This is a genomic window from Kribbella sancticallisti, assembly GCF_039530625.1.
GTDB classification, from domain to species: Bacteria; Actinomycetota; Actinomycetes; order Propionibacteriales; family Kribbellaceae; genus Kribbella; species Kribbella sancticallisti.
Window position 1 is genome coordinate 370,333 of the sequence record NZ_BAAAOS010000020.1, and the last position, 23,966, is coordinate 394,298.

28 protein-coding genes and 1 pseudogene are annotated in these 23,966 nt (G+C 67.5%); 15 read left to right on the plus strand and 14 right to left on the minus strand.

Going from position 1 to position 23,966, the window contains the following annotated elements; genetic code table 11:
* Positions 1 to 178 precede the first annotated feature (178 nt).
* From ABD255_RS18340 to ABD255_RS18355, 4 genes are all read left to right on the plus strand, one after another.
* Positions 179 to 1,324, plus strand: a complete 1,146-nt coding sequence (locus tag ABD255_RS18340) for a hypothetical protein (protein ID WP_344215434.1) — start codon at positions 179 to 181, stop codon at positions 1,322 to 1,324.
* 15 nt (positions 1,325 to 1,339) lie between these two features.
* Positions 1,340 to 2,260: a hypothetical protein gene (locus ABD255_RS18345; protein ID WP_344215436.1), complete on the plus strand. Its 921-nt coding sequence runs from the start codon at positions 1,340 to 1,342 to the stop codon at positions 2,258 to 2,260.
* A 344-nt stretch (positions 2,261 to 2,604) separates the two neighbouring features.
* Positions 2,605 to 2,775, plus strand: a complete 171-nt coding sequence (locus ABD255_RS18350; protein WP_344215439.1) for a hypothetical protein — start codon at positions 2,605 to 2,607, stop codon at positions 2,773 to 2,775.
* 10 nt (positions 2,776 to 2,785) lie between these two features.
* Positions 2,786 to 3,307 (plus strand): DUF4383 domain-containing protein, encoded by a 522-nt coding sequence (locus ABD255_RS18355; protein ID WP_344215441.1) that lies wholly within the window; start codon positions 2,786 to 2,788, stop codon positions 3,305 to 3,307.
* On the opposite strand, the gene ABD255_RS18360 is transcribed toward ABD255_RS18355, so the two are convergent.
* From ABD255_RS18360 to ABD255_RS18385, 8 genes are all read right to left on the minus strand, one after another.
* Positions 3,225 to 3,527, minus strand: coding sequence for an STAS domain-containing protein (locus tag ABD255_RS18360; RefSeq protein WP_344215443.1), 303 nt, complete (start codon positions 3,525 to 3,527; stop codon positions 3,225 to 3,227). The two genes, ABD255_RS18355 and ABD255_RS18360, sit on opposite strands and share 83 nt — an antisense overlap.
* Before the next feature lie 129 nt (positions 3,528 to 3,656).
* Positions 3,657 to 4,217, minus strand: coding sequence for a hypothetical protein (locus ABD255_RS18365; RefSeq protein WP_344215445.1), 561 nt, complete (start codon positions 4,215 to 4,217; stop codon positions 3,657 to 3,659).
* Between the two features lie 153 nt (positions 4,218 to 4,370).
* Entirely contained in the window at positions 4,371 to 5,222 is an 852-nt protein-coding gene (locus ABD255_RS18370) for a cytochrome c biogenesis CcdA family protein (protein ID WP_344215447.1), read from the minus strand.
* Between the two features lie 5 nt (positions 5,223 to 5,227).
* Positions 5,228 to 5,764 carry a redoxin domain-containing protein gene (locus ABD255_RS18375; RefSeq protein ID WP_344215449.1) on the minus strand — a complete coding sequence of 179 codons (537 nt, stop codon included), beginning with the start codon at positions 5,762 to 5,764 and terminating at the stop codon, positions 5,228 to 5,230.
* A 228-nt stretch (positions 5,765 to 5,992) separates the two neighbouring features.
* Positions 5,993 to 6,295: a helix-turn-helix domain-containing protein gene (locus ABD255_RS43725; protein WP_425554451.1), complete on the minus strand. Its 303-nt coding sequence runs from the start codon at positions 6,293 to 6,295 to the stop codon at positions 5,993 to 5,995.
* Positions 6,296 to 6,340: 45 nt separating this feature from the next.
* Entirely contained in the window at positions 6,341 to 6,631 is a 291-nt protein-coding gene (locus ABD255_RS18380) for a hypothetical protein (protein WP_344215451.1), read from the minus strand.
* A complete protein-coding gene (locus tag ABD255_RS43730; RefSeq protein ID WP_425554452.1) occupies positions 6,580 to 6,861 on the minus strand; it encodes a nucleotidyltransferase domain-containing protein in 282 nt (93 codons plus the stop codon). Before ABD255_RS43730 ends, ABD255_RS18380 begins: the two co-directional genes overlap by 52 nt.
* Positions 6,822 to 7,820, minus strand: a complete 999-nt coding sequence (locus tag ABD255_RS18385) for a hypothetical protein (RefSeq protein WP_344215453.1) — start codon at positions 7,818 to 7,820, stop codon at positions 6,822 to 6,824. Before ABD255_RS18385 ends, ABD255_RS43730 begins: the two co-directional genes overlap by 40 nt.
* A 12-nt stretch (positions 7,821 to 7,832) precedes the next feature.
* On the opposite strand from ABD255_RS18385, the gene ABD255_RS18390 reads away from it, so the two are divergent.
* The 4 genes and pseudogenes from ABD255_RS18390 (at position 7,833) to ABD255_RS18405 (ending at position 12,404) form a co-directional block, all read left to right on the plus strand.
* The gene (locus ABD255_RS18390; RefSeq protein WP_344215455.1) at positions 7,833 to 7,997 is read left to right on the plus strand and encodes a hypothetical protein; all 165 of its coding nucleotides are present in this window, start codon (positions 7,833 to 7,835) and stop codon (positions 7,995 to 7,997) included.
* 57 nt (positions 7,998 to 8,054) lie between these two features.
* Positions 8,055 to 8,972 (plus strand): hypothetical protein, encoded by a 918-nt coding sequence (locus tag ABD255_RS18395; RefSeq protein ID WP_344215457.1) that lies wholly within the window; start codon positions 8,055 to 8,057, stop codon positions 8,970 to 8,972.
* Between the two features lie 242 nt (positions 8,973 to 9,214).
* Positions 9,215 to 10,483, plus strand: a complete 1,269-nt coding sequence (locus ABD255_RS18400) for a DUF4158 domain-containing protein (RefSeq protein ID WP_344215459.1) — start codon at positions 9,215 to 9,217, stop codon at positions 10,481 to 10,483.
* Between the two features lie 488 nt (positions 10,484 to 10,971).
* A pseudogene (locus tag ABD255_RS18405) lies at positions 10,972 to 12,404 on the plus strand (Tn3 family transposase).
* A gap of 659 nt (positions 12,405 to 13,063) precedes the next feature.
* Here the strand turns inward: ABD255_RS18405 and ABD255_RS18410 are convergent.
* The gene (locus ABD255_RS18410; protein ID WP_344215461.1) at positions 13,064 to 13,390 is read right to left on the minus strand and encodes a hypothetical protein; all 327 of its coding nucleotides are present in this window, start codon (positions 13,388 to 13,390) and stop codon (positions 13,064 to 13,066) included.
* 680 nt (positions 13,391 to 14,070) lie between these two features.
* Here ABD255_RS18410 and ABD255_RS18415 point away from each other — a divergent pair.
* The 5 genes from ABD255_RS18415 to ABD255_RS18435 are packed head-to-tail and all read left to right on the plus strand — an operon-like array spanning position 14,071 to position 18,503.
* Complete coding sequence (locus ABD255_RS18415; protein WP_344215463.1) at positions 14,071 to 15,258, plus strand: DUF3179 domain-containing protein; 1,188 nt, start codon at positions 14,071 to 14,073, stop codon at positions 15,256 to 15,258.
* Complete coding sequence (locus ABD255_RS18420) at positions 15,255 to 16,031, plus strand: class I SAM-dependent methyltransferase (protein ID WP_344215465.1); 777 nt, start codon at positions 15,255 to 15,257, stop codon at positions 16,029 to 16,031. Before ABD255_RS18415 ends, ABD255_RS18420 begins: the two co-directional genes overlap by 4 nt.
* Before the next feature lie 16 nt (positions 16,032 to 16,047).
* On the plus strand, positions 16,048 to 16,599 hold the full coding sequence (locus tag ABD255_RS18425; protein WP_344215467.1) for a carboxymuconolactone decarboxylase family protein: 552 nt from the start codon (positions 16,048 to 16,050) through the stop codon (positions 16,597 to 16,599).
* Between the two features lie 34 nt (positions 16,600 to 16,633).
* On the plus strand, positions 16,634 to 17,965 hold the full coding sequence (locus ABD255_RS18430; RefSeq protein ID WP_344215468.1) for an MFS transporter: 1,332 nt from the start codon (positions 16,634 to 16,636) through the stop codon (positions 17,963 to 17,965).
* Positions 17,940 to 18,503, plus strand: coding sequence for a redoxin domain-containing protein (locus ABD255_RS18435; RefSeq protein ID WP_344215470.1), 564 nt, complete (start codon positions 17,940 to 17,942; stop codon positions 18,501 to 18,503). Before ABD255_RS18430 ends, ABD255_RS18435 begins: the two co-directional genes overlap by 26 nt.
* Positions 18,504 to 18,554: 51 nt before the next feature.
* Here ABD255_RS18435 and ABD255_RS18440 read toward each other — a convergent pair whose 3' ends face one another.
* The gene (locus tag ABD255_RS18440) at positions 18,555 to 19,178 is read right to left on the minus strand and encodes a TetR/AcrR family transcriptional regulator (protein WP_344215472.1); all 624 of its coding nucleotides are present in this window, start codon (positions 19,176 to 19,178) and stop codon (positions 18,555 to 18,557) included.
* A 110-nt stretch (positions 19,179 to 19,288) separates the two neighbouring features.
* Between ABD255_RS18440 and ABD255_RS18445 the strand changes: the two genes are divergently transcribed.
* Together ABD255_RS18445 and ABD255_RS18450 are read left to right on the plus strand one after the other, a co-directional pair.
* Positions 19,289 to 19,699: a DUF6069 family protein gene (locus ABD255_RS18445; protein ID WP_344215474.1), complete on the plus strand. Its 411-nt coding sequence runs from the start codon at positions 19,289 to 19,291 to the stop codon at positions 19,697 to 19,699.
* Positions 19,700 to 19,714: 15 nt separating this feature from the next.
* Positions 19,715 to 20,089 (plus strand): PPOX class F420-dependent oxidoreductase, encoded by a 375-nt coding sequence (locus ABD255_RS18450; RefSeq protein WP_344215476.1) that lies wholly within the window; start codon positions 19,715 to 19,717, stop codon positions 20,087 to 20,089.
* Between the two features lie 33 nt (positions 20,090 to 20,122).
* Here ABD255_RS18450 and ABD255_RS18455 read toward each other — a convergent pair whose 3' ends face one another.
* From ABD255_RS18455 to ABD255_RS43735, 4 genes are all read right to left on the minus strand, one after another.
* Positions 20,123 to 20,248 carry a hypothetical protein gene (locus tag ABD255_RS18455; RefSeq protein WP_344215478.1) on the minus strand — a complete coding sequence of 42 codons (126 nt, stop codon included), beginning with the start codon at positions 20,246 to 20,248 and terminating at the stop codon, positions 20,123 to 20,125.
* 115 nt (positions 20,249 to 20,363) lie between these two features.
* A complete protein-coding gene (locus tag ABD255_RS18460) occupies positions 20,364 to 21,713 on the minus strand; it encodes an FAD-dependent oxidoreductase (protein ID WP_344215480.1) in 1,350 nt (449 codons plus the stop codon).
* A gap of 87 nt (positions 21,714 to 21,800) precedes the next feature.
* Positions 21,801 to 23,678, minus strand: a complete 1,878-nt coding sequence (locus ABD255_RS18465; RefSeq protein WP_344215482.1) for a hypothetical protein — start codon at positions 23,676 to 23,678, stop codon at positions 21,801 to 21,803.
* Complete coding sequence (locus tag ABD255_RS43735; protein ID WP_425554453.1) at positions 23,578 to 23,889, minus strand: ATP-binding protein; 312 nt, start codon at positions 23,887 to 23,889, stop codon at positions 23,578 to 23,580. The genes ABD255_RS18465 and ABD255_RS43735 overlap by 101 nt, the downstream gene beginning before the upstream one ends.
* Positions 23,890 to 23,966 lie beyond the last annotated feature (77 nt).

Sequence of the window (23,966 nt, forward strand, 5' to 3'; positions counted from 1 at the left end):
CTCGTCGTGTGTCTCGTGACTACTCATTGCCTGAAGGTCAGCTCCGGAGGGCACGTACTTCCTCGAACACTCGGCAGCCGGAACGGCCACCGGCCGCCCGCCGTCAGACGAAGCACAGAACGTCCACGCGAACCAACAACGCAAGGCACCGGCTGCCGCTGATGAGAAGCAAGCACGATTGCTGATTGAGCGGCTCGAGTCCGAGGGCGGCACGCTCCGATTGCCGAACCCGAGCACCGAGGAACGAGCGTCGTACAGGCGGCTTCTGCACCTGTGCAAGAAGGCGGGACTGGTACCCGACGGCGCAGAGCTGTTGCACACTGGCCGGGACCAGGGCGACATGATCATCCGGTTGTCTCAAGGCACCGACGACGACGCCACGGCCTGGAACCGGATCCGCTTGAACGTACGCCGTACGACGACCGAGCCAGGCGCACTGGTCGCCGCGATCACGGAGAAGCCGCACTGCCTGAAGGTCACTGAGACATCCCTGCCACGAGCTATCAAGCTCATCGGCATCTTGGCGAAGGCGGCGATCGCCGCGGGCTACAGCATCGGGGTCAACACGAAGCCGAAGACACCGAAGCTCTTCCTCCAAGCCGGCGATCTGCAGCGCGAGCTCACCCTGGAGGAGGAGTACGACAAGGTCCGCCACGTGACGACGGACGAGGACCGCCGAGCGCTACGCAGCCGATTCTGGACGCCACCGCCGGCCTTCGACACGGTCGCTTCCGGGAGGCTGACGCTTCGGATCAGTCGTGCCGGCTGGAACGAAGAGCACACCTGGGCCGACGAGAAGGGTGCTCGTCTCGAGCGGCGTCTCGCAGCGATCATGGACGACGTACGACGCGGACTCGCCGAGGACGAGCAGGCCCGAATCGAGGCCAAACGGCTCGCTGACGAAGAGCGTGCGAAGTGGGAGCGCGAAGAGGCCGAGCAGCGCGAGCAATGGCACAGAGCAATAGCATCCGCCCGCCGGTACGCGATCGAGGACATCCGGCGCCAGACGTTCCGCCAGGCCTACGACCGCTGGACAGCTGCCGAGCAAATCCGGACCTTCTGCGCAGCGCTCGCAGAGAACCCGCAGCCAGCTCGCCACCTACAACAGTGGATCACGTGGGCACGCGCTGCCGCGGATGGCTTGGACCCGACCATCAATCCTCGTGTCCTGGCCGAGGTCGACTTTGACAGGGTCCCAGGACCTGACGATCTCCGCCCGTACCTCGGAGACTGGAGCCCACATGAGCCACGCAAGGAATACCGCTACCGACCACCAGACGCCCCACCGCGTGCTCCGAAACGGTCCAGCTGGTGGCGCGTGTAGACCGAGGATCCTCAGATGACGTGGCAATGGCCCGGCGATGACCAGAAACCCGATGTCGGCAGCGAGTGGATCTACCGCGCCCGCATCGCCTCGCCCTCGGAACGGGTACAGATCACCGCTGTTCACGAGAACAAGCGCGGCTACCGCGCCGAGGTGCTGTTCTGCGACGGTACGACCCAGAACGTGCCGGGCTCCAGACTCCACGGATCCTGGAACGACGTCACGTCGTACGACGAGTTGATGGCCGGCTGGCTTCTCCTCGACGACTTTGAGCTCACCGAGGCCGAGGAGTCAGCCATCGGCACCGTCTACAGCCTCTTGATAGAACACGACACGGCGTACCGGCTGTGGAACCCGATCCGCTACGTGACGGTAGTACAAGAAGCCGACGCCCTCGAACGCTTGACGGGCCTACCGCTGGCGGAGCTGTCTCAGCGAGTAGCAACCTTCGAGCTCAACGGCGAGACAATGCTCTCACCGGAAGGCAGCCTACTGATCGCCGAGTACGCGTGCCGGAAGAACCCGATGCCCGTCCTCGACGCAGTCATAGAGGAGGAGAAGAAGCTCCTCCAAAAGGCAAAGCACGGCAGCCGTGTCGGCGAGTACGACACCGACGCGGAGTGGGAGTACGAGTGGTACCGCAAACGCCACCGCCCGATCCACGAACTCCTGCGTCAATGGTGCGGCCACCGTGCCGTCACCCTCCAGGAACGCCTGACCGCAGCCGAGGCCGAGAACAGCCGCCTCGAAGCCCTCATCGACCGCCTCATCGACGCCCTCGCCGACGAAGGCAACCTCACCCTGGCCCACATCCTGGCTCAGGACCTCGAAGACGAACGCATCACCCCCGAGAACATCCGGCCCGTCGTCGACCGCCCGCTCCGCCCATCGGAGATCCCCATCCGCTACGTCACAAGCCCCCGCCGCTGGGGCTGACCGTTCGGGCCGAGTTCCGCGCACAGTGGCTCGCGCGACTGCTTGAGGTCCGTCGCACCGATCAGGACGTATCAGGCAAGACCCGCCACCGAAGCTGTCAAGCCCCCCTTGTACCGAGGCGCGGCGGCGCGGGCACTGCGTTCTCGTTGAGCGCACTTTGAGAGTTGATGACGGTTGGTCTCCGACCGGCGACGCGGCGGATACACGCGGTCTAGAGTCGCCGCCAGGAACAGTCGGCCGGCTGGCGCCGACGGACGTAGGGCTCCGACGGGAGGTGTCCCCACCCGAGCTGGAGACGACCGCGTTCGCGGCCCGCCGCCGAGGTATACCGGGGTGGCTCTCGGGTGGGTGGTGTCCTGCTCGGGTCCGGATTCGCCGCCACCCCGGGTCGCAGGGAACTCGGGGCGGACGACCGGGCCGACACGGGTGCTGGTGACGGCGACATCGAGGGAACCGTCACCAGCACCCGAACGTTCCAGGATCCACAGAACTGGATTCCTGGAGGCCGCCAGTGAGGAGCCGCTCATGGAGAACGACTCGCCCGGCCCATCCTCCGGCCAGGTGCTGGCGCTGTGGATCGCCGGCGCCTTGATCACCTTGTCCTGCTTCGGGTTCCTTGCTCTGCTCCCGGACAAAATCCGGGGACTCGGTTTGTTGAACTCCGAGATGCTGTTGTTCGGACTCTTCCACGTGTCCTTGCCACGCAGCGTCGTACACCTGCTGCTCGGCGTCGGCTTCGTGATGGCCGCCGGGTCCGTACGCCGCTGCCGGACAGCACTTGCGATCGCCGGTACGTCAATAATCGCGCTCGTCGTTTACGGCCGGCTCGATCACACCCCCGCGTTCTCGGACCTGGTGCCAACCGGTACGGCGGACGCGTGGCTGCACTTCGTACTAGGACTCGCCATGCTCGGCGCGACCGCCGCCAGATTCCAAACGGCGCCCGTACGGGTGCACACACCGATCAAGCTGCTTCGACGTCGAACACGCGGTCGAGGCCGGTCCGGCGTAGTTCGTCGGTCATCTTCCGGCTGGCATGGCGGATGACCACGCCACCGCCGCGACGCCGGCACACCCGGTGCGTGTCGAGCAACGCGGCGAGCAGCGTCGACGAGATCTGCTCGATCTCCGACACGTCGATGATCACCAGGTAAGCCCCGTCCATCACCAGACCGCGCAACCGCCAGCGCAGCGCGGTCAACCCGCCACCGAGGTCCGCCTCGGACAGCGTCACGATCGCCTGCGGCAGCAACGGGCTGTCGGTCATCGCGGGCCTTTCTGGACGTCGAGCATCATGACTCCAGCATGCGACCCCAACTTTGAGATCGGAGCCGTGTGCTCTTGACGATCAGATGACGGTGCCAGAGGCAACAACGTGCGAGCCGCGGCTGACCACTCACCAGTCGTGCCGGAGATCAGCCGCGATGTGAAGGGCTGTGATCGCGTACTGGAAATCCGCGAGGACCAGTTGACGCTCCGACCTGCGAGCCGCAGACAGGCAGACAGCCAGGCGTCCGTCGGCCGTCCACCCAGCTGCGTCGGTCAGGCCCTGCTCGTGGTCGAGCAGCCGCCAGCCGTCCAGGTCCAGTTGTTCGAGTGCGTGGGCGCGATCCGCGGCGTGCAACGAGAGCCCAACGACGCGCCCGTCCACGCCCCGGCTCACCACCCAGCCGGAGTCAGGCGGAACCACGACGTCGGCATCAGGGCGCGGCATCACGAGCAACCCGGTCCCGGTCACGGGCTCCAGGTACGCCACATGTGCCGCGAACTCCGCAACCGTCACAACAGATTCACGCAGCATGTCGCCCACGGTCAGACGTACGTCGTGGCGCCGTTCAATCGCACTCGAACGGTGTCGCCCGGGCGGAGGTTCGACCTCGAGGTTGCGGCGATAGTACTGCGTCAGCGCCGAGATCGGGATCTTGCAGGTCGACAAGCTGTGAATGCTCTCAGCCATCAAGATCCTTCCGACTCAGGCGTCTCTCCACCCTCGTGATTCAGCATTGAGAACGGGCGAACAAGCTCTTTACGATCTGATGACGTCGACCCACCAGCCGACCGCTGGACCGAGTGATCATCCGCCCCGCGCTGGTCCCGACCGGGCAACCCGTCAGCGGTTTCCGTGCTGGCGGCGGCGGATCAGGATGCCCGTGATGACGAGGACCAGTACGGCGAGGACCGCGGCTCCGGGAACTCCGAGGCGGCCGATGGCATTGGCAAGGCTGTGCTGGATCGCGGCGGCCGCGGTGATGATCGGGTCGTCGGCGGTCGGCTCGCCGCGGAGAGTGCGGATCTCCCACCAGCCGTAGTACGCGACGTAGCCGCCGGCCGCGATCAGGAGAATCCCGGCGATTCTGGGGACTGCGGCACCGACCCGGCGCAGTCGGCCGATGAGAGAGGTTCTGGCGAGGGCGACCGCGACGGCCGCGATCGCGACGACGAGTCCCATCCCGGCCGCGTAGGCCAAGAAGAGAACGGCGCCGGACCAGAACGAGCCCGCCCGGAAGCTGGACACGACCACAGCGAGGAACGGCGCGATGGTGCAGCTCAGCGACGCAACGGCGTACGACGCTCCGAAGGCGATCATCGAGCGCCAGGACCGCGTGATGGTCGCGGGACCACGCCGGTGCAGCCGAAGATAGGGCAGTGACCGGCCCGTCAGCAGCCAACCGCCCACACCGACGAGCAGGACGCCGAGCCCGACGGTGAACCAGGGCAGGTAGCGCTGAATCGACGAGGCGACCGGCGCGACGGCGAGCCCGAAGACGCCGAAGACCGCCACGAACCCGAGCGTCATCCAGCCAGTGAGGACCAGCGCTCGGCCGACCGCCACAGCACGGCTCGGTGGCTCGTCCCCGACCACCAGCAGCGACAGGTACGCCGGGAGCAGCGCGAACCCGCACGGGTTCACGCTGGCCAGCATTCCCGCGCCGAGCGCGACCGCCAGCAGTCCCTCGTCCATGCCGCTCAGCTCACGAGCTCGGCAACGCGCTTGTCCAATTCAGGGCTGTCGAGGTACCCCTGGAACCGGATCCGGCCATCGGAGTCGAGTACGACGTACGAACTCTGTGCCACCACCCCGAACCGGGTCCACACCTCGCCTCGCGCGTCGTCGAGCTGCGGGAAGGCGCCGACCTTGGACCCGAACTCGCGGATCGCGCCGCTCTCGTCCAACCCGCCGACGCCGACGACGTTGACCTTGCCGGCGTACTTCTCGGCCAACGCGCTGACCCATCCCGATTGTGCCCGGCAGGTCGCGCACCACGGCGCCCAGAACCACAACACCGCCGGTTTGCCCTTCAGCGTCCGGGCGTCGAACGTGGCCCCGGCAATCGTCTTCGCGGTGAAATCCAGGTTCGCGACCGCAGCAGCCTGGTCGGCGGGCCCGGCCGCAGATCCATCACCAGTCTGCCCTGCACCGCCGCACGCCCCGAGCAGGAGGGCCACGGCCAGCAGGATTGAAGCGGTCGCGGTAGGCCGTACACACCATCTGATCGTCAGCACCTATCTATCGTCCAACGCGCGAAGACAACGAACCGTAAGCGCGATCACCGAACGATCGTTCAGGCAGCGTGATCCTGAGGCCGAGCGCGGACTGATCGTCAAGCCTGATGCCTGCCACCTCTGCCGTCAGGCCGGGACTTAGGCGATCGGCTGGACCCAGCCGATGAACGTGAGTGATCGTCCGGCGACGGTGCCGGTGACACGGCGCCGATGGTGCTCCGGAATCCGTCACTCGGACCGTCGAGGCGCTGAGCGGAAATTGTCAGCTCGCCGCTCGCGACTCTCCACCATGGGATCGGCCTGAGCGGGAGCGGCGACTGGAGCAGCTGTGTCGAGGTCCGTCGCGATCGCGGTGATAGGCACCGCGGTGAGAGTGCGGTGGACGGTCGCCCGGCTGGACCCGATGGCTTGGGCGATCTGCCGGATCGACATGCCGTCGGCGCGGAGCCGTTGAGCCGGGCCGATCTGGCCAGGGGTGAGGAACTTGCCGCGACCGGCAGGTATGAACCTGCGCCGCGCGTGGTTCCTCATCTGGTGCCCGCGGGCGATCCGGTAAGTCGTGGCGCGCGAGATGCCCTACTTCGCGGCGAACTCGCCGACCGGTGTCCCGGCGGCGAACTGGCCGGCCAGGTCCTTCTCGAGCTGTGCGGCGAGATTGCGGGGCCGGTGCGCGTTCTTCCCGGACTCGCACGCCAACGCGACGCGCTCGTTCTTGGGTAACCAGCAGTCGACGCGTGGGTGAATGATCAGGTCGACGTACAACCAGTCGGGTGTGATGCCGAGACCGCCGCAGACGATCCCGGGGATTCGGTCGGTCAGCACGGTTGGTCCGGCGATCGTCCGCAGTACGTCGTCCCAGTTCGCCACGAACCACTCCAGTGCCTCGTCGGTGACGACACAGTGGAATCGACGTCACTGAACCTGTCCGCCGAACCAGTGCCGTAGCTGCCGATCAGGTAGACGGCGAGGATGCGTTCGTCGGCGGGAATGAGGGTGCGGGCGCGCTCGATGACCTGCTGTTGCCTGTCGTCTCCGATCGTCACCACAGCCAGCGTACTTACTCGCCGTACAGCGGCCGCTCGTTGTAGTGCGCCCACCTGAAGTCAACCGGATCGCCGAACGTGCCGGGCACCTTGCCGAGCCCGCGGATGACGGTCGCTGTCCCGTTGGCGTGGCCGACGGCGTACAGGTAGCCGGAGCCGGTGTTTTTGTCGATGCCGAGCAGGAGCGTGCCGTACTGACCGCAGCGGCTGCCCATCAACGCCTCGAACCCTTGCCACGTGGAGCTGCGAATCACCTTCACCACTGGGCGCATCGGCGACGTCAGGGGGATCCGCACGGTGTAGAGCGCACCGCCGCGGGTCGTCACCAGTAGCGTGTCGTAGGTGCTGGTCCGGCTGAGCAGTGTCATCACCTTCACCGCTTGGAAGCCCGGGTACGACGCCGCGCGGTAAACGGGACGCTGGCCGATGCGGTGGACGATTGTCCAGCGGTACAGCGTGCCGTCGTTGCGCAGCCCGTACAGTCGCTCGGTCGCGCTGGTGCCCTCCGAAGCGACTGGCCGCGAGTTGGTCAGCGCAACGAAGGGATCCCAGCCACCACCGATCCGATCCAGCATCACCTCGTACGGTCGGTCATCACCGGCGAAGACCGGGTAGTTGAGTTGGTACAGCGCCGAGCCGAGGACGACGTAGCCGCTCATCACGGTGTAGCCCGTCGCGGGTAGCTGGAGCATCTCGCTGCTGAGCCGCACATGGCCGGGTGAGAACACTCCGCGGCCGCGGATGACGTCATGCACTCGCCTGACCGGCGCCGTACTCGCGAACAGCTGCGACCGGTGGTCTCCGCCCGCCGTCACAGCGCCGGCGTCGAGCTGGCATGCCGCCGCAGCGGCATCTGTGGTTTCCGAGGCGCCACTCGACCGCGCACCGGCAGAGCTCGGCAGGGCTTGGGTCGCGCCGGCCAGGAGTAGCGCGGCGACGGCTGTCGCGCGGGTGAGTGCGCGGTGGCGCGCAGGACTCTGTGCGTCGTACTGGCCTGAGCTTTGTCCTCTCATGGTCCACCCCCGGTGGTCGGTTACTACGAGTACGACGCCTGGCACCGGGGCAAAGTTGTGGACAACCGCGCCAGGCTTTGCGGCTTCGGCACCGCGATCGCCATGCGCCAGCACTTCGCCAAACACATCAGAACCTCACCGATGGCCTACCGCCGTACCTTCCGCGCGGCGAACTAATCGGGCACGGCCGTGGTCTATACCTCTGCAGGACCCATACAGCAAAGGGGTGGAGACATGAGGAGATTGCCTATCGCCTTGACCATGCTTGCTCTGGCCGCGGGGCTGGTCATCAGCCCGAGCCTCACGGGAGCGAGCCCGGCCCAGCGGACAGCGCCGAGCACGTCCAAGTGCGGCCTGGCACTGGGTTCCATCACCGCAGGCGGCGACCACGCCGTCTTCCGGGTGGACGCGTCCAACCCGCCGGTCGTGGCCAAGAAGGCCACGCCTGACGTGTACGCCGACGGCTCGGCACGACTCAGTAGTCGCTGGAACGTCGTCGAAACGGCCACCGGAAGCGACCGCCAGGGAACCGTGGTCCTGGGCAGTGGACTGTACAACCACAGGTACAGCGTGACCGCGGACGGTGCGCTCGAACCGGGTTCGCTGACCCGGATCGGCGGGGGCTGGGACCGATTCACCTACTTCGAGTCGTCGACGTACTGGTACAACCTGACCGCCATTAGGAACGACCAGTACGGTCTGCGCAACGACGGCGTGCTGTTCCGCTGGAGCGTCGGTGAGGCTGGCTACTGGAGGGCCACTGGTTCGGCGACCGGCTTCGCCGCGGTCAAGGCGATGGCCCTGATCAGCAAGACCTCGAGCTACGACATGTTCCTGGCTAACACCCGCGACGGAGGTCTCTACACCGTCCGCATCCCGGTGACGTCTCCACTCAAGCCCGTGTTCACCAAGATCCGGTCGACCACCTGGCAGGGCTTCGAGAGCATCGTCGCCGGCCGCTGCCTCGACGACAGCACGGTGTTCGTCGGTATCGACAAGGACAACAAGTCCGCCTACGCCTACGTGATGAGCCACGCCGCAGGCACGGCCACCACGATCTACGGAATGGGCCAACTCCCTCACACCTGGGCCGACCCGGTCTACCTCCGCTGGGCCCCGGAATCCTGGAACGACCCACTGTTCGGCGGCTAGAACAGGAGTCGGCGGGCAGGTGTGGCCTGTCCGCCGACTGGGCGGTCAGCGGGGTCAGCCGCCAATTGCCGACCGACAGGATCGTGAATGAGCCGGCTGCGACGATGCCCTGGTCGCGTACGTATGCCAGGACGCCGCTCGACGTCGACCCGGGATGATCCGCGCTGTAGGGGTGCCGGTAACAAGCGTGTCACCAGCCGCCACATTCGGGGTGACCTTCCCCGGCAGCAGGATTACGGCCTGTGGATCGGTCGGTTGAGCTCGACGAGCTTGTTGAGCACTGGACGCTGTTGGATGACGAACGGGTCTTGCTGTCGGGCAAGAGTGGTGCGGGCCTGCTCGGGTTTGCGCTGCTGCTGAATTTCTATACCCGTGATGGCCGGTTCCCGCGAGGCCGGGGCGAGCTGCCGGAACCGGTCGTGCGGTCCGTCGCGGACCAGGTGAAGGTTCCGGCCTCGGAGCTCGGCCTGTACGACTGGTTCGGCCGGACAGGGGAACGGCACCGAGCCCAGATCCGCGCATACCTAGGTCTCCGCGAATGCTCGGTCGAGGATGCCGACAAGCTGACATCTTGGCTGGCTGCCGCGGTGTGCGAGGTCGAGCGGGATCATGCCCGGGTCCGTGAACACCTTCTCTCCCACTGCCGAGCGGAGCGGATCGAGCCGCCGACGCCGGGCCGGGTCGACCGGATAGTTCGCTCGGCGCTGCATCAGGCCGAGACAGCGCTGACGTGCCGGGTCGCTGCCCGGATCCCGGTGGCGGGGATCGCGCGGTTGGAGGCGGTGGTCGACGTCGACGTGGATCCTGATGGCGCGAACGATGTGCCCGCCGAAGTTGACGCTGGCGAGGACGTGCTGGGGCTGGTGAAGTCGGTGCCGGGCAACGTGAGCCTGGAGTCGATGCTGACCGAGATCCGCAAGTTGCGTATGGTCCGCGCGATCGGGCTCCCGGCGGGCCTGTTCGACGACGTCGCGCCGAAGGTGCTGGCCGGCTGGCGGGCTCGGGCAGCGGTGGAGTCCCCGTCTCATCTGCGGACCCATCCGCTCGAGCTGCGGCTGGCGCTGCTGGCGGCGCTGCTGCATTCGCGGGAGCGGGAGATCACCGACACGTTGGTCGATCTGTTGATCTCGACGGTGCACCGGATCAACGCGCGCGCGGACCGGCGGGTGACGCAGGAGCTGGTGAACGCCTTCAAGAAGGTGACCGGTAAGGAGAACATTCTGTTCTCGATCGCCGAGGCCGCACTCGCGGCGCCGGACGAGGCGGTGCGGGAGGTCGTGTTCCCTGCGGTGTCTGGTGGGGAGCAGACGTTGCGGGAGCTGGTGCACGAGTACAAGACGAAGGGGCCGGTGTATCGGCGGACGGTGCAGACGACGTTGAAGGCGTCGTACACCAACCACTACCGGCGCGGCCTGATCGAGCTTCTCGAGGTGCTGGAGTTCCGCTCGAACAACACCGGCCGGTGCTGGACGCCCTGGAACTGGTGGCCCGGCACGCCGATGCCCGGTTGACGTACTACCCGGTCGGGGAGCACGCGCCGGAGCATCGCGGTCTGGTCGGTGACTGGGAAGCCCTGGTGTACCGGGCCGATGAGCGGGGCCGTCAGCGGGTGGTGCGTTCGGCGTCCGAGGTCTGCGCGTTCCAGGCGTTGCGGGATCGGCTGCGTTGCAAGGAGATCTGGGTGGAGGGCGCGGACCGGTGGCGCAATCCCGACCGGGATCTGCCGGCCGACTTCGAGGAACGCCGGGTTGAGCATTACGCGGTGCTGCGAAAGCCGCTGGATCCAACCGCGTTCGTCGATCAGCTGCATGACGAGCTGCGGACCGAGCTGGCTGCGCTGGACGAGCAGCTGCCGGGCCTGGACTGGGTTGCGATCGGTGAACGGGGCAAGCAGGGCACGATCAGGCTGACCCCGCTCGAGGCCGTGCCGGAGCCGCGGAACCTGCGGGCGTTGAAGGCGGAGATCAGGACCCGGTGGGGGACGGTGCCGTTGATCGACATGCTGAAGGAGGCGGTGCTACGCACCGGCCGCATCGACCACGTCACCGGTACGGCGGGGCGGGGTGACCTAGAGCGTGAGGTGCTGGCCGAACGGCTGCTGCTCACTGTCTATGCCTACGGCACCAACACAGGGATCCGCGCGATCTCCGGAGGCGAGCACGGCCATTCCGAAGACGACCTGCGCTACGTTCGCCGCCGCTACCTCTCGGTCGACGTCGCGAGAGCGATGGCCACCGAGATCGCGAACGCGACCGTCGCGGTCCGGCGCGAGCGGGTGTGGGGCGCCGGGTCGTCGGCGGTCGCGAGCGATTCGACCCATTTCGGGGCGTTCGATCAGAACATCTTCACCGAGTGGCATTCCCGGTATGGCGGCCGCGCGGGGTGCTGATCTACTGGCACGTCGAGCAGAAGTCGATGGCGATCCACTCGCAGGTAATCAACTGCTCGGCATCGGAGGTCGCGGCGATGATCGAGGGCGCGATGCGGCACCGCACCTCGATGGAGGTCGAGGGCAACTATGTGGACTCCCACGGCCAGTCCGAGGTCGGGTTCGGCCTGACCCGCCTGCTCGGGTTCGACCTGCTGCCGAGGATCACGCGGATCAACATGGTGAGGCTGTACCGGCCGGCAGCCGGTGAGCCGGAAACCTACCCGCGGCTGGCGCCAGCGCTGACCCGGCCGATCCGGTGGGACGTCATAGGCGAGCAGTACGACCAGATGATCAAGTACGCCACTGCGATCCGGTCCGGAACCGCGTCGACGGAGGCGATCTTGCGCCGGTTCACCAAGGCCAACGCGATCCACCCGACCTATCAGGCGATGATCGAGCTTGGCCGCGCCCAGAAAACCCTGTTCGTCGCCCGCTACCTGCTCGACCGCGACCTGCAGCGCGAAATCAACGAAGGCCTGAACGTGGTCGAGTCGTGGAACGGTGGCAACAGCGTGATCTTTTTTCGGCAAGGGCGGCGACATCGCCTCCAACCGGCGCGACGAACAGGAACTGTCGGTGCTGTGCCTCCGGGTGCTGCAGTCGGCGCTGGTGTACGTGAACACGCTGATGGTCCAAGACGTCCTGGCCGACGACGAGTGGGCCGACCGTATGACCGATGTGGATCACCGCGGTCTGACACCCTTCTTCTGGACGCACGTCGCCCCGTACGGCGAGGTGCGGCTGAACATGGATCGGCGACTCAGCCTGCGCGCCGGGGTGTGAGCTTCTCGCGCTTCGAGTCGGGCCGGAGAGGAGCTAGTCGTGTCAGCGTGGTGTTCTGGAGCGGATCGTGCATGACCACACAAGCCAGGGGCGAAGTCGTCGTCGGCGACTTGCTCCGTCTCATGCAGGGCAGGGCTGAGAACGTCGGTTGGCCGCGGCTCGGCGCGGACCTGGACCCGCAACGGCTTGCGACAAGGTCAGCTCGTCTTGACCTTTAGCCCGCCAATGCTGCCGATGGCGACGTCTGGATACATTGCGTAATATTCTGTGTAGCATCCATCGTCTGGGTCTCCATCGAATCCGGGGTGCCGACCGGGAGCGCAAATTGGCCCTGAACCGACTCCTCCGGCTGACAGAAAACCCTGCAGGACATCGTAGCTGGACCCTCCGCTGACAAGTGGGCTGCCGGAATCTCCGGGCTGTACCCAGCCAGTGGCTGGGTAGTCTGGGTCGTCGCGATCGTCATACTGTTCGGCGTAGAAACCCTTCCCAATAACGCGGCCACGAATATTCCATTCGACGTCGACAATGCCGATGTATTGGTAATGGCCGCTTCCAGAGACACCGCAGCTACATGTCACCGGGTCACCCAGGCCGGGCCGTACCACGCTGCCGACCCGTATCGAGGTCTGTGTTTTCCAGTCCCCGAACCAGATCTTCCCAGTGTTCGAAGGTGTTCCGATAATCATGAAGTCCCTCGCGGCTTGGACATGTCCGGCGGCGACGTTAACCGTCCCGATGACATTGCCACTGTCACGCGCCACCCAAGTGCCGGTGCCGTACGGGCTGCAATGCCAGTCCGTGGACATGTAGTTGTAGGTGCCGGCGGCGAGAGATACACCGGTCGCACAGACCGTGCCTACAGTTCGCAGACTGATCAGACTGCCGCCGAAGAACGGGGCTGAATCTCCACACCGTGCATAGGTCGGGGGGCAGCCATTCGCCAATGGGTGCTCGTGGCCAATGGCGTGCGACGGTCGAGTGGTTTGGGGTCGTTGACGCCGCGGAGGACGATCGGGATGGTGCTGCTCGCTTTGGCCTGGACGAGCGTGTTCGGTGGTGCTTTGGAGCTGAGCGTGATCTGGATGCCGGAGTAGTCGGGCAAGGGTGCGGCGGAGGACACGGCTGGGTTGTTGTTGACCATCGTCTCGTGCACGGCCGCCCCGAGTTCGGCGGCTGAATACGCAGCGGCCTGGAACGTCACCGGTGCTGGCTGAGCCGCGGCCAGGCTCTGGAGGCCAGCGGGGACGGCGCCCTTCCAATACACGACGACTGACTTGTGATCTTTCAGAATTCGAACGCCGCCGGCGGCACTGTCGTCGGGGTGCTCAGCGATCCAAGCCCTCAACGCCCGACCAGCGGCCACGGCCGGGTCTCGGAGGAGTTCCGCGTCAGAGTTGTGCTTCGGCCTAGCGCCTGGAATGTCGCGATCTACCATAGTCAGACCATCTCCTCGAGTTGGTCGGTCAGCCCCGCCCCATTCTCATCCTGCGACATCGGATGCGCTGCCGCGAAGTCCATGGCCCGGCCGGTTGCAGTTACTGGCCCAGGGGTTGGTGCCGCGGACTCGCAAAGTGTCCTCAGGGGCAAACTAGCGGAGCTCTGCGAGCAAGCCCTGACTGGCGTCCGCTAGGGGCGCTCAATTGATCTCCACCACCGACGGTATCTGATCCCCTGTTGAGGTCACCACGGTGCCGACGCCACGGCATCGGGCGCAGGACAGGGCGGCGATCATGAGCCTGACGGCAGCTTCGGACGATGCAGCGCCCTAGCTTGCGGCTGGGGACAGCTTCGGAAGTTCCAGGCCCATCGTCCAGCGGGCGAAATGGCCGAACCGTGAGCGCGATCACCGAACGATCGTCCAGGCGGCGCGATGCTGAGGTCATGCGTGGACGGATCGTCAGGCTCCTGGCCGTGGCCGCACTTGCCGTCACGGCGTGCTCGCCGAGCACGACGGACCGGGACAGCGGCGCCTCCCGAGACGAGGCAGCGCAGGTCGAGCTGCCTCAAGTCGCTGCCGGCCCGCGGGAGGACGGTCCGTCCGCGCTCGACGACATGCGCGACCAGCGGCTGCCGAAACCGTTGCTCGACCCCGCCAGGATCCTCTCCGGCGGACCGCCCCCGGACGGCATCCCGGCGATCGACGAACCGCGGTTCACCCGTGCCCGGGCGGTCGACTGGCTCGCCGATGCCGAACCGGTGCTGTCGCTTACGGTAGGTAGTGAGACCCGTGGATACCCACTACAGATCATGACCTGGCGCGAGATCGTGAACGACACCGTCGGCGGCCGACCGGTCGCGGTCACGTACTGTCCGCTGTGCAACTCCGGGGTAGCGTTCGAGCGCCGCGCCGCCGGTCGCGTGCTGTCGTTCGGTACGTCGGGACGCCTGTACGCCGACAACCTCGTCATGTACGACCGGCAAACCGAGTCGCTGTGGCCCCAACTCACGGGCCAAGCCGCCCTCGGCATCCTCACCGGCACCACCCTGCAAGCCATCCCCATGGGCGCAGTGGCGTGGCGCGACTTCCGGACCGCACACCCCGACGCCTGGGTACTCGGCCGCGAGACCGGCCACGAGCGTCCGTACGGCCGCAATCCGTACGCCGGGTACGACGATCCGACCGGGCAACCGCTCTTCGAGCTGCCCAGCACCGACGCGCGGCTCCCCGTCAAGGAGCGCGTCATCGGCGTCGCCGGTACCCGCGAGGCGATCGCCGTGGTCCGCTCTAGGATCGCCGAGAAGGCTGTCGTCGAACTGACGATCGACGGTCAGCAACGGATCCTGTGGCACCGCCCCGGCCAGGCGTCTGCGCTTGACGACGAACGCATCGCCAAGGGGCGCGACATCGGCACCGTCGGGGTCTTCAGTCCGATGGCGGGAACCCGGCGGCTGCATTTCGTTGCTGACGGCACCGGCTTCCGCGACCGGGAGACGGGCTCACAGTGGGATGTCCTCGGGCGCGCCACCGGTGGACCGCTGAAGGGACGCCGGCTCGAACCGGTACGCCACCTCGACACGTTCTGGTTCGCCTGGGTCACCTTCAACCCCGATACCCGGGTGATCCGGTGACCACCGTCGATTGGCGGCGCTATCTCGCGGACTACCACGGCCGGCGACCGGGCATCACGGAGCGGATCCTGGGTCGAGCGATCGGTCCGCACGGCGAAACGCCGTACGCGTGGCTGGTGGACCCACTCGAGGAAGCGCCCGGCCGCGTCCTCGACCTCGCCTGTGGGTCCGCGCCCACGCGCGACCTACTCCACCGGCCCGGCTGGCTGGGTCTGGATTCCTCCGCAGCCGAACTGGGCACCGCCGCCGCGGCGGGGCGCGGGCCACTGGTTCGCGCGCGGGCGGACGCGCTGCCGCTGCCGGACAAGACTGTTGACGTGGTGACCGCAGCGATGTGTCTGCAGGTCCTCACACCTCTGGACGTGGTCTTGGCCGAGTTGCGGCGGGTTCTGCGGCCGGGCGGAACGATGGTCGCACTGGTTCCCTCCGGGGTGCCTCCGCTCGCGCACATTTCAGGCGTCCTCGCCTGGGTTCAGGTGATGCGGGCGCTGCGGATCAGTTCCGAGTCATGGCCGAACCCGCAAGCGCGCGACGGCTTGGCCCCGCTCCTGCGCTGGAACCGCTTCGTGGTCGAATCCGACCGGCGCCAGGTGTTCCGTCGCGAGATCGCGAACGCGACCGAGGCAACGCTGATGATCGACGGCTTGTACCTGCCAGGTGTCGAGCCCACGGCGATCGCCCGGGCCAAGAGCCTCCTGGCCTCGTGGGCCTGCCCAGGCCGGTGGCTGCCCATACCCCTGCGCCGGGTCGTGACCCACCTGCCGAGCCGTTGAGCCGAAGGAGATCGCGATGTCGTACCTGCCGTCCCTGCCCTCCGACGCCGTCCTGCTGACAGTGTTCCGTACCTACCCGACGCCCGCCGTTCCCTTGCTGGAGTATCACGAGGCCTTGCTGCGCAGCCCGTCGCTACTCACCATCGCCCAGCGCGAACTCATCGCGGCGTATGTATCCGGCCTGAATGCCTGCGACTACTGCTATGGGATCCATACCGTGACCGCGGAGGCCTTCGGCCTACCGGAGGGGACGCTGACCGCGCTCATCGAAGATGTCGACACCGCCCCCATCGATGAACCACTGAGGCCTCTACTGCGGTACGTCGCCAAGCTCACGCGCACTCCGGCGAAGGTGACCAGCGCCGACGTCGCCGCCGTACTCGACGCAGGTTGGGACGAGTCCGCCGTACACGACGCGGCCTCCGTGTGCGGGCTGTTCAACCTGATGAACCGCCTCGTCGACGGGCTCGGTCTCACCGCAGACCCCGGCTACCGCGAGCTCGCAGCGCACCGGCTCGCCGACCACGGCTACGCACACCTCAAGTCGCTCCTCGGCGGGACCCGGTGAACAGCATGCCGGGCAGCCGTGCTGGAGACCGACGGTGACGTCAACCCGAGCGGCCGGGAGCCGCAGGTGGGTCCTCGGTCACGCGCTGTGGCAATTGGTCGGCTACGGTCGGCTGACCAGGGCCCGGTCGGCGGCGCTGGCGGGCGACGGGATGTTCCACGTCAGCCTGGCGGGCGCGGTGTTCTTCAACCCCGAGCACGCCACCACAGCCGGGCAGGCGGCCGCAGGTTTTGCCGTGTTGCTCCTCCCCTACAGCCTGATCGGACCCTTCGCCGGCATCCTGCTGGACCACTGGCGCCGCACTCGGGTACTGATGGCTTGCACGGTCCTTCGCGCCGTTCTGGTCCTGGGCGTTGCAGGCCTGCTCGTCGTTTCAGGACCCGGCGGACCGCCGTTCTACCTACTCGCGCTGGTCGCCGTGAGTGCAGGCCGGCTCTTCAACGCCGCCGCCTCGGCAGCCCTCCCCCACGTCGTCCCGCAGTCCCAGCTCGTGGCCGCCAACTCGGTGTGGACAGCCCTCGGTACGACAGCAACCGTCATCGGCGGGGCACTCGGACTGGCACCGCGGGCGTTGGGCCTCAGCGGGGACCTCGCCGCAGCGACGGCAGCTCTCGCGGCGGCCGCGGTCTACACATCGATCGCCATCACCACCGCCAGATTCGATCGGGACGCGCTCGGGCCAACCGGCTCGAAACCGGTGTCCACGACACGGGTCGCGGCGACAGCTTGGCGCGAGGTTGTCGCCGGGGCCCGAATCGTGGCCGCGCATCGCCAGGCTGCGGCTGCGATGATCGCCATCGGAGTCGACCGCTTCTTCTACGGCATCTCGACGATCGCGACCCTGCTGCTGTACCGGAACTACTTCACCGACGCCGGCCCGCTGCGCGCAGGGATGGCCGGAGCCGCCCAGGTGGTCGCCGCGTCGATCGTGGGCGGCGTACTCGCCGCTGTCATCACGCCAACCATCACCCGGCGCTGGTCGAAGCGCGCCTGGATCACGACACTGTACGGCGCCGCGGCGGTCGTCGAGGTGGTGCTCGGTCTGCCGTACGAGATCGCTCCGCTGCTCGTCGCCGCCGTAGTCCTCGGTGTGGTTGCCCAAGGCACCCAGATCTGCGTCCAAGCCATCCTGCAGGAACACATCACCGACGACTTCCGCGGACGGGTGTTCTCGTTCTACGACACGCTCTTCAACGCGACCTTCGTCGCGGCGGCCGCGGTCGCGGCCGTCGCGCTGCCCGACACTGGCAAGTCTTATCCGATGCTGACGGTGATCGCGTGCGGGTACGCCCTAGTCGCCATCGGCTACGCCATCGCCAGCCGGCCCCTTGGAGGAACAGATGCACCAATTGGTACAAATCGGTGACCGGGTCCCCCACGTCACCTTGTACTACGCCGACGGCAAGCCGATCGCCCTGGCCGAACTGCTCGACCGCCCCGCGGTAGTTCCCCTCGTCCGGTACTACGGATGTATGCCGTGCAGAGCTTTCCTTCACGAGCTCAACGACGTACGCGGCGAACTCGACCAACTCGGCGTACAGATCATCGCCGTCGGCGGTGCGGCCGACTACCAGGCCCGAGACCTGATGGAACACGGCATCGAGTTCCCGCTGCTGCTCGACCCCAACCACACCCTGTACCACGCTCTCGACCTGCGCCACATCCCCTGGCAGGCCCTGCTCCAGCCAGGCACCTGGTGCAACTACCTCCGCGGAGCCCGCCGCGCCCGCCAAGGCCGCATCACCGACCACCCACTCCAAGCCCCCGGCCTCACGATCCTCGACCACGACCGCACAGTCCGCTTCCTGCACCGCGGCCAAACCCTCGGCGACTACCCACCAGTCCCCCGCATCGTCGACGTCGCACGCACCAGGCTCACAGGCCCCGGCGGGCCGGTCAGCTAGTGCCGTTGGCCGGGTTGTGGCTCTGTCGCGAGGGCTGGGCCGGTTTAGCCGTCACGCCCCGCCGCTGGGGCAGACGAACGCGGCTTCCAAGAGCGCCGAAAGGTGCTGCGCAAGGCGCTTGCGGGACCAGTGCCGTTCCGTCAGCAGCCGGTCCAGGATGTCCAAGGACATGAGGGCCCACAGCATGTCGGTGGCGGTGTCGGCTGTCCACGGCGGCGAGAGGCGGCGCTCGGCCTCCAGCCGCTCGATGACCCGGTGGCTGCCCTTGCGCCAGTTGGCCAGCGTGGTCTCCCACAGTTCGGCCGCGTCAGGGTCGGTGTGGCGGGCTCGCTCTACGGCGCGCAGAACGGCCAGGATCCGGGGGTGGGATCTGGCGATGTGCTCGGCCCACTCCCGCAGTGTGGCCAGCGCATCGGGCGCGTCCCACACCTTCTGCAACGAGGCCGCGAGTTGCTCGGTGTCGCCGAGGCTCCGGTAGAGCGCGATGAGTAGTTCCCCGCGCGTGGAGAAGTGCAGGTAGGCGCCGCGGCGCGAGACTCCGGCCCGCTCGGCGACCGCGGCCATGGTCAGGACTTCGAAGCCCTGCTCCTCGATGAGCTCCCGGGCTGCCTGCAGCAGCGCCGCCACGGTCCTGCGGCTGCGGGCGTTCTGGGGCTGCTCGATGGTCCTGGGCATCCCCACCTCCTAACGCAATTGCACGGGTTGTGAAGTTACCTCTTGCAGGAAAGTGCGCTGCGTGTGTACTTTAACAAATACACATCGCGTGAAGTTAAGGAGCCCGGTCCATGTCCGGTACCAGCACCACCTACAGTCCGACCGCCCGAAACCAGCAGATGCGCGCCGTGGCCCTGGCGGCCGTTGCGCCAGCCGTTGTATGGCTCGTCGCGAAGGTTGCGGGAGCCGACATGGAGGTCACCATGGGCGGGCAGCCGACGATGCGGATCGGTCTGCCGTTGGTCGTGATCACCGCGCTTGTCGTGAGCCTGGCCGGCTGGGCGGCGTTCTCGATGCTGCGCCGCGTGACGAGCCGCGCCCGTACCGCGTGGACCGTCCTGTCCAGCATCGTGCTGCTCGTGTCCTTCGGTCCCGTACTCAGCGCGCAGGCATCCACCGGCACCGCGCTCGCCCTGGCCTCGATGCACCTGGCCGTGGCCGCCGTGCTCATTCCCGGACTACGGCGCGCCACCGCAGCCTGATCGGAAGGAACAGAGATGGGTACGTTCACCACATTGGAACTGGACTACCTGCAAAGCGAACGCCGCCTCGCCAGGCTCGCCACGGTCGGGCCTGATGGGATGCCCCACGTCACTCCCGTGGGGTGGAGCCTCACCCCGGACGGAGCCGTCGAGATCAGCGGGCACAGTTTCGCGGCCACGAAGAAGTTCCGCGATGTCCGGCGCACGCCTGTAGCCGCCATTGTCATCGACGACGTACTGCCGCCTTGGCAGCCTCGCGGCATCGAGATCCGTGGTCGGGCCGAGGCGATTGACGGACCCGAGCCGCGCATCCGCATCCATCCTGAGCGCATCATCGCCTGGGGTCTGAGCGACGGCCAACGCTCGGCGCGCAGCGTCGGCAACACGTGAGGCTCTGAAGGCATTTGTGCACCGGGGTGCCTGTCAGACGGCCGGGCTGAGGGGGCGTCCGCCCCAGCGGATGCCCTTCTCGCTGCGGATGCGGGCGCGTTCGCGACGCTGGGCTGCCAAGACGTCGGGGGTGGCGAGTTCCAGCCCATTCCGATCCACCGCCGCAGCTCTTCCGGATTGAGGCGGCTGTGGTCCCGATCCTGGGAGCAGAGACATTTGTCGCGCGCCACGTGGGATTCTGGGTGTCACCCTCGTCGCGGCGTGGGGCGGCCGGTCATCCTGCTGGTTGGCTGCCTCGAGAGTCGTGTGCGGTCATGGAGCGGATCACCACGGATGGTCGGAAGAGGGCCGGTGGCGGGTCCATCAGGCTGGTCACGCGCAGGAATGCTCGGCCTAGCCGCGCGTCGTGTTCGGCGCCCGACTGCAGCCGCCGGACATGCAGTCCGAGTAGGCGGCTCGCCGGTGTGCGCGTCCCCTTCACCTCGGGGAAGGACAGGTCGGCGCCCAGCGCCAGAGCCCAGGCGACCCCGCTGATCCGGCCTACGTCGCGCAGGTATTCCCGTGGTCGAAGGGGCCGCCCTTTGGCGAGATGGCGGTGTAGGGCGGCCGCCTCGAGCGCTGCGATGGTCATCCCTTGTCCATAGATCGGGTTGAGCGTGCACACCGCATCACCGACGACAGCCAAGCCGTCCGGAAAGCGGGTGAGCCGGTCGTAGCGGTTCCGCACTGACAATGGGTAGCGGTAGGCGACCGGCTCGTCGAGGGGCTCGGCATCCTCCAGAATCTCGTGCACGTCGGGGAGGACGAGATCAGCCGCGAACCGTGCGAAGCCTTCCGCGCCGATCGGCGGGTGGTCACCGAGGACGCCCATCAAGGTGACCAGGCAGCGGCCGCCCTCGATCAGGGACAGACCGCCACCCCGGGGCCGCGCGGGGGTGGGCGCAGAGATCGCGACGAGATCGTTGCCCAGCGCCTCCGGAGGGAGCCGGTACTGACGGCTCGCGTAGCCGACGCCGACGCTGACCCGCTCCTGCTCCGGAGGCAAGTAACCCAGCGACTGAAGCCAGATCGGCAGCCGCGAGCCACGCCCGGTCGCATCGACAACCAGGTCGGCCGGCAACTGCTCCTCGGCGCTTCCGTCAGTGCGACCGATCACCCGGGCGCCAACGACCCGGCGATTGTCGCGACTCGCGGTGAGGCCGACGACGTCGCGCCGCCCGAGCACCTGGACACCGGACAGTGCCACGACCCTGCGGCGGACCGCCGACTCGAGGGTCGGGCGGCTGACGCACAGTGCGGTCAACCCGGAAGGTCCTTGACGGAATCGGTGTCCGCCGAAGCAGAGCCGGGTGTTGGCGAGCATGTCCCCAACTGGTGCACCGCGGGCGACCAGCTCGGCCGTCAGCCCGGGAAACAGCTCTTCGAGCACGCGATGACCGCGGGCGAGTAGCCCATGAAGGTGGCGCGCCTGTGGGGTGCCGCGGCGCGGTGCACCCTCTGGGCCGAGGGGGTCGCGGTCGATGATCAACACCTCGGCGAAGTTGTCGGCGAGTACTCGCGCCGCGAGGAGTCCGGCGATGCTACCGCCGAGGACGACGGCGCGGTCGCGATGGGTCGGTGTCATGGCAGCCTCCTGGGGTGTCCCCTCGTCACCTGCGAGGCTGCAGGTGACCAGAGGCCGGTCACCAGGTCAGGTGCTGCTCGCTTCTGCTCACTCCCGGCCCAGCTCCCGCTGCCACAACGACGCCACGACTCGATCGACTCCCTGCCGGAGGTGGCGACGGTAGGTGCTGAAGGGCAGGCCGAGCGTCGCTGCGGCGGCCTCCTGGGTGCGGGAGGTCCGCAGATAGGTTCGGTCCAGGGCGCGGAAGAGTTTGTCGTCACGCGGGTCGCCGGCCAACGCCGCCGTCGCGGCGCGGATCAGCTCCTCCAGTCCCTTGGCCCCGGTCGCGCCCTGATGGCTGGTGACCAGACGCGTCCGCAGCAGCGGGTTCCGGGCCAGCAGATCCGGCCGGTGCAGATCCTTCATCGCCTGCCGGACCGCTGTATCGACGTCGGTGTGGGAGAGGACCAGCAGCCCCGGCTCGGGTGCGACAGCCGGAAGAAGCAAGGCGTCGTCGGCGAGTGCCCGCTCGGTCCACCGCTCGGTCATCGCCTCGACGGGAACTCGGCGGAAGTCGTGTGCGAAAAGCCCGTAGCGACGGCCGTCCACAAAGAAGTCCGTGCCAACGGCCCTTGGCAGGTCTGCAGCGGCGAAGTACTCCTCCCACCGGTCCGGCTCAGCAAGAGTCACGAAGTCCCACGCCAGACGCGGGGTGGTGAGCTGACGCTGCAGAGTGAGGATCGGGACGGCGTTCAGGGTTGGCGACGGGCCCTGGTAGGTCTCGGCGTCGACAATGAAGCGGCACTGGGTGACGACCTCCCCCGCCCGCACAGGCGCCGTCCGTTCAACGTAGCTCCAGGCAGCCGCGGTCCCCGGATCCACGGCGCGATCGTTGCGGCTGGCGTTGGTCAGATCGAGCAATCCCACCACACCGCGCACGGTCCCGTCCGGTTCCCGGATCACGTGGAATCCCGCGGGCTGTCGGTCGAGCCAATGCTTCGCCAGCGCCGCGGAGCGATCGCCCTCCGCGGACCCGATCAGCTCGATGATGACATCACGGTCCGCGAGGGCTACCCGATCCGGATAATGATCGCCCCAGAACTCCCAGGCCACCGGCGACAAGACGCTGCGCAGATTGCGGAACAGAAACTTCAAGTCAGCGATCGCACGCTGCTGCTCGCGACCCTCGCCGCGCCGTACCCGTCCCAGCGCGTGCGCCCGGATCGCTCGGAACACCTCGCGGTATCCATCCGGGTCGCGCCACCGCAGATCCGCGTCGAGCAGGTCGCGGACCAGGTCGTGGGGCAGCACGCCGTCCGACCTGACCTCGGCGACCGACAGCCCTGCCAGCCAGCGGATCAGGGCATGCGGGTCGCCCGAGTCACTGAGAACGTCTCGCAGCAGGCCCTCGGTAGTCGTCCTCGCCACCGCGGACACCTCGAGCGCCCGCCGGTGCTCGGCTGACGGCACCCCGCTCACGAGTCTCTCCAACAAGCCGCCCACGAGGTCGGTGGGCAGTTCGGCCAAGGCGACGTCCGGGTCGTGGGCCAGCACGTCGACGACCAACGACAACGTCAGCGGATGGCCGTGCGTGATGGTGAGAATCTCAGACTGCCGGGGCACGGGTACGCCGCGCCTATCCAGGTAGCTGCGAGTAGCGTCGGGGTCGAGGTTGCGCAGCGACACCACCCGGAGCAGCTCTGACCAGGCAGCGTCTGCGCGCCACTCTGGTCGCGGCGGCAGCCGGCCCGCCATCACGGTGACAGACGTCGCCGGCAGCCTGGGCAACAGCCGGTCACGCACCCACCCGTCCACGGGGCCGAGCCGCTCATAGCCGTCCACCAACAGAGCCACCCGCTCACCGCGCGGCGCCAGGACCGGACCATCACCGGCGGGCACGTCGAGTACCCCAGCAACAGCATCCAGCACGCCCGGGAGTACCCGGCACATCGCGGCCGTCAACTCGGACCACACAGAAGCCGGCATCACCGGCGACCGCCGCATACTCATCGAGCAGCGTGCTCTTGCCCACCCCTCCCGGGCCGTGCACGAACAGCACCCGAAACCCCGGCTCGTCGGCGTCGAGTGCGGCGCGAAAGAGGTCCAACTCAGCCACGCGACCCACGAACCGCTGGCGCCGACCAGCAGTGAGCAACCCGCCGAGCGTTTCCGCCGGGGAGCCATGCCTCCCGGTCATGCCCTCATTGTGACAGACCTGCGACCCGCAAAGGGTTCGTCGACCGATCGGTCTTCAGTGAGCGCGGTCACCGAACA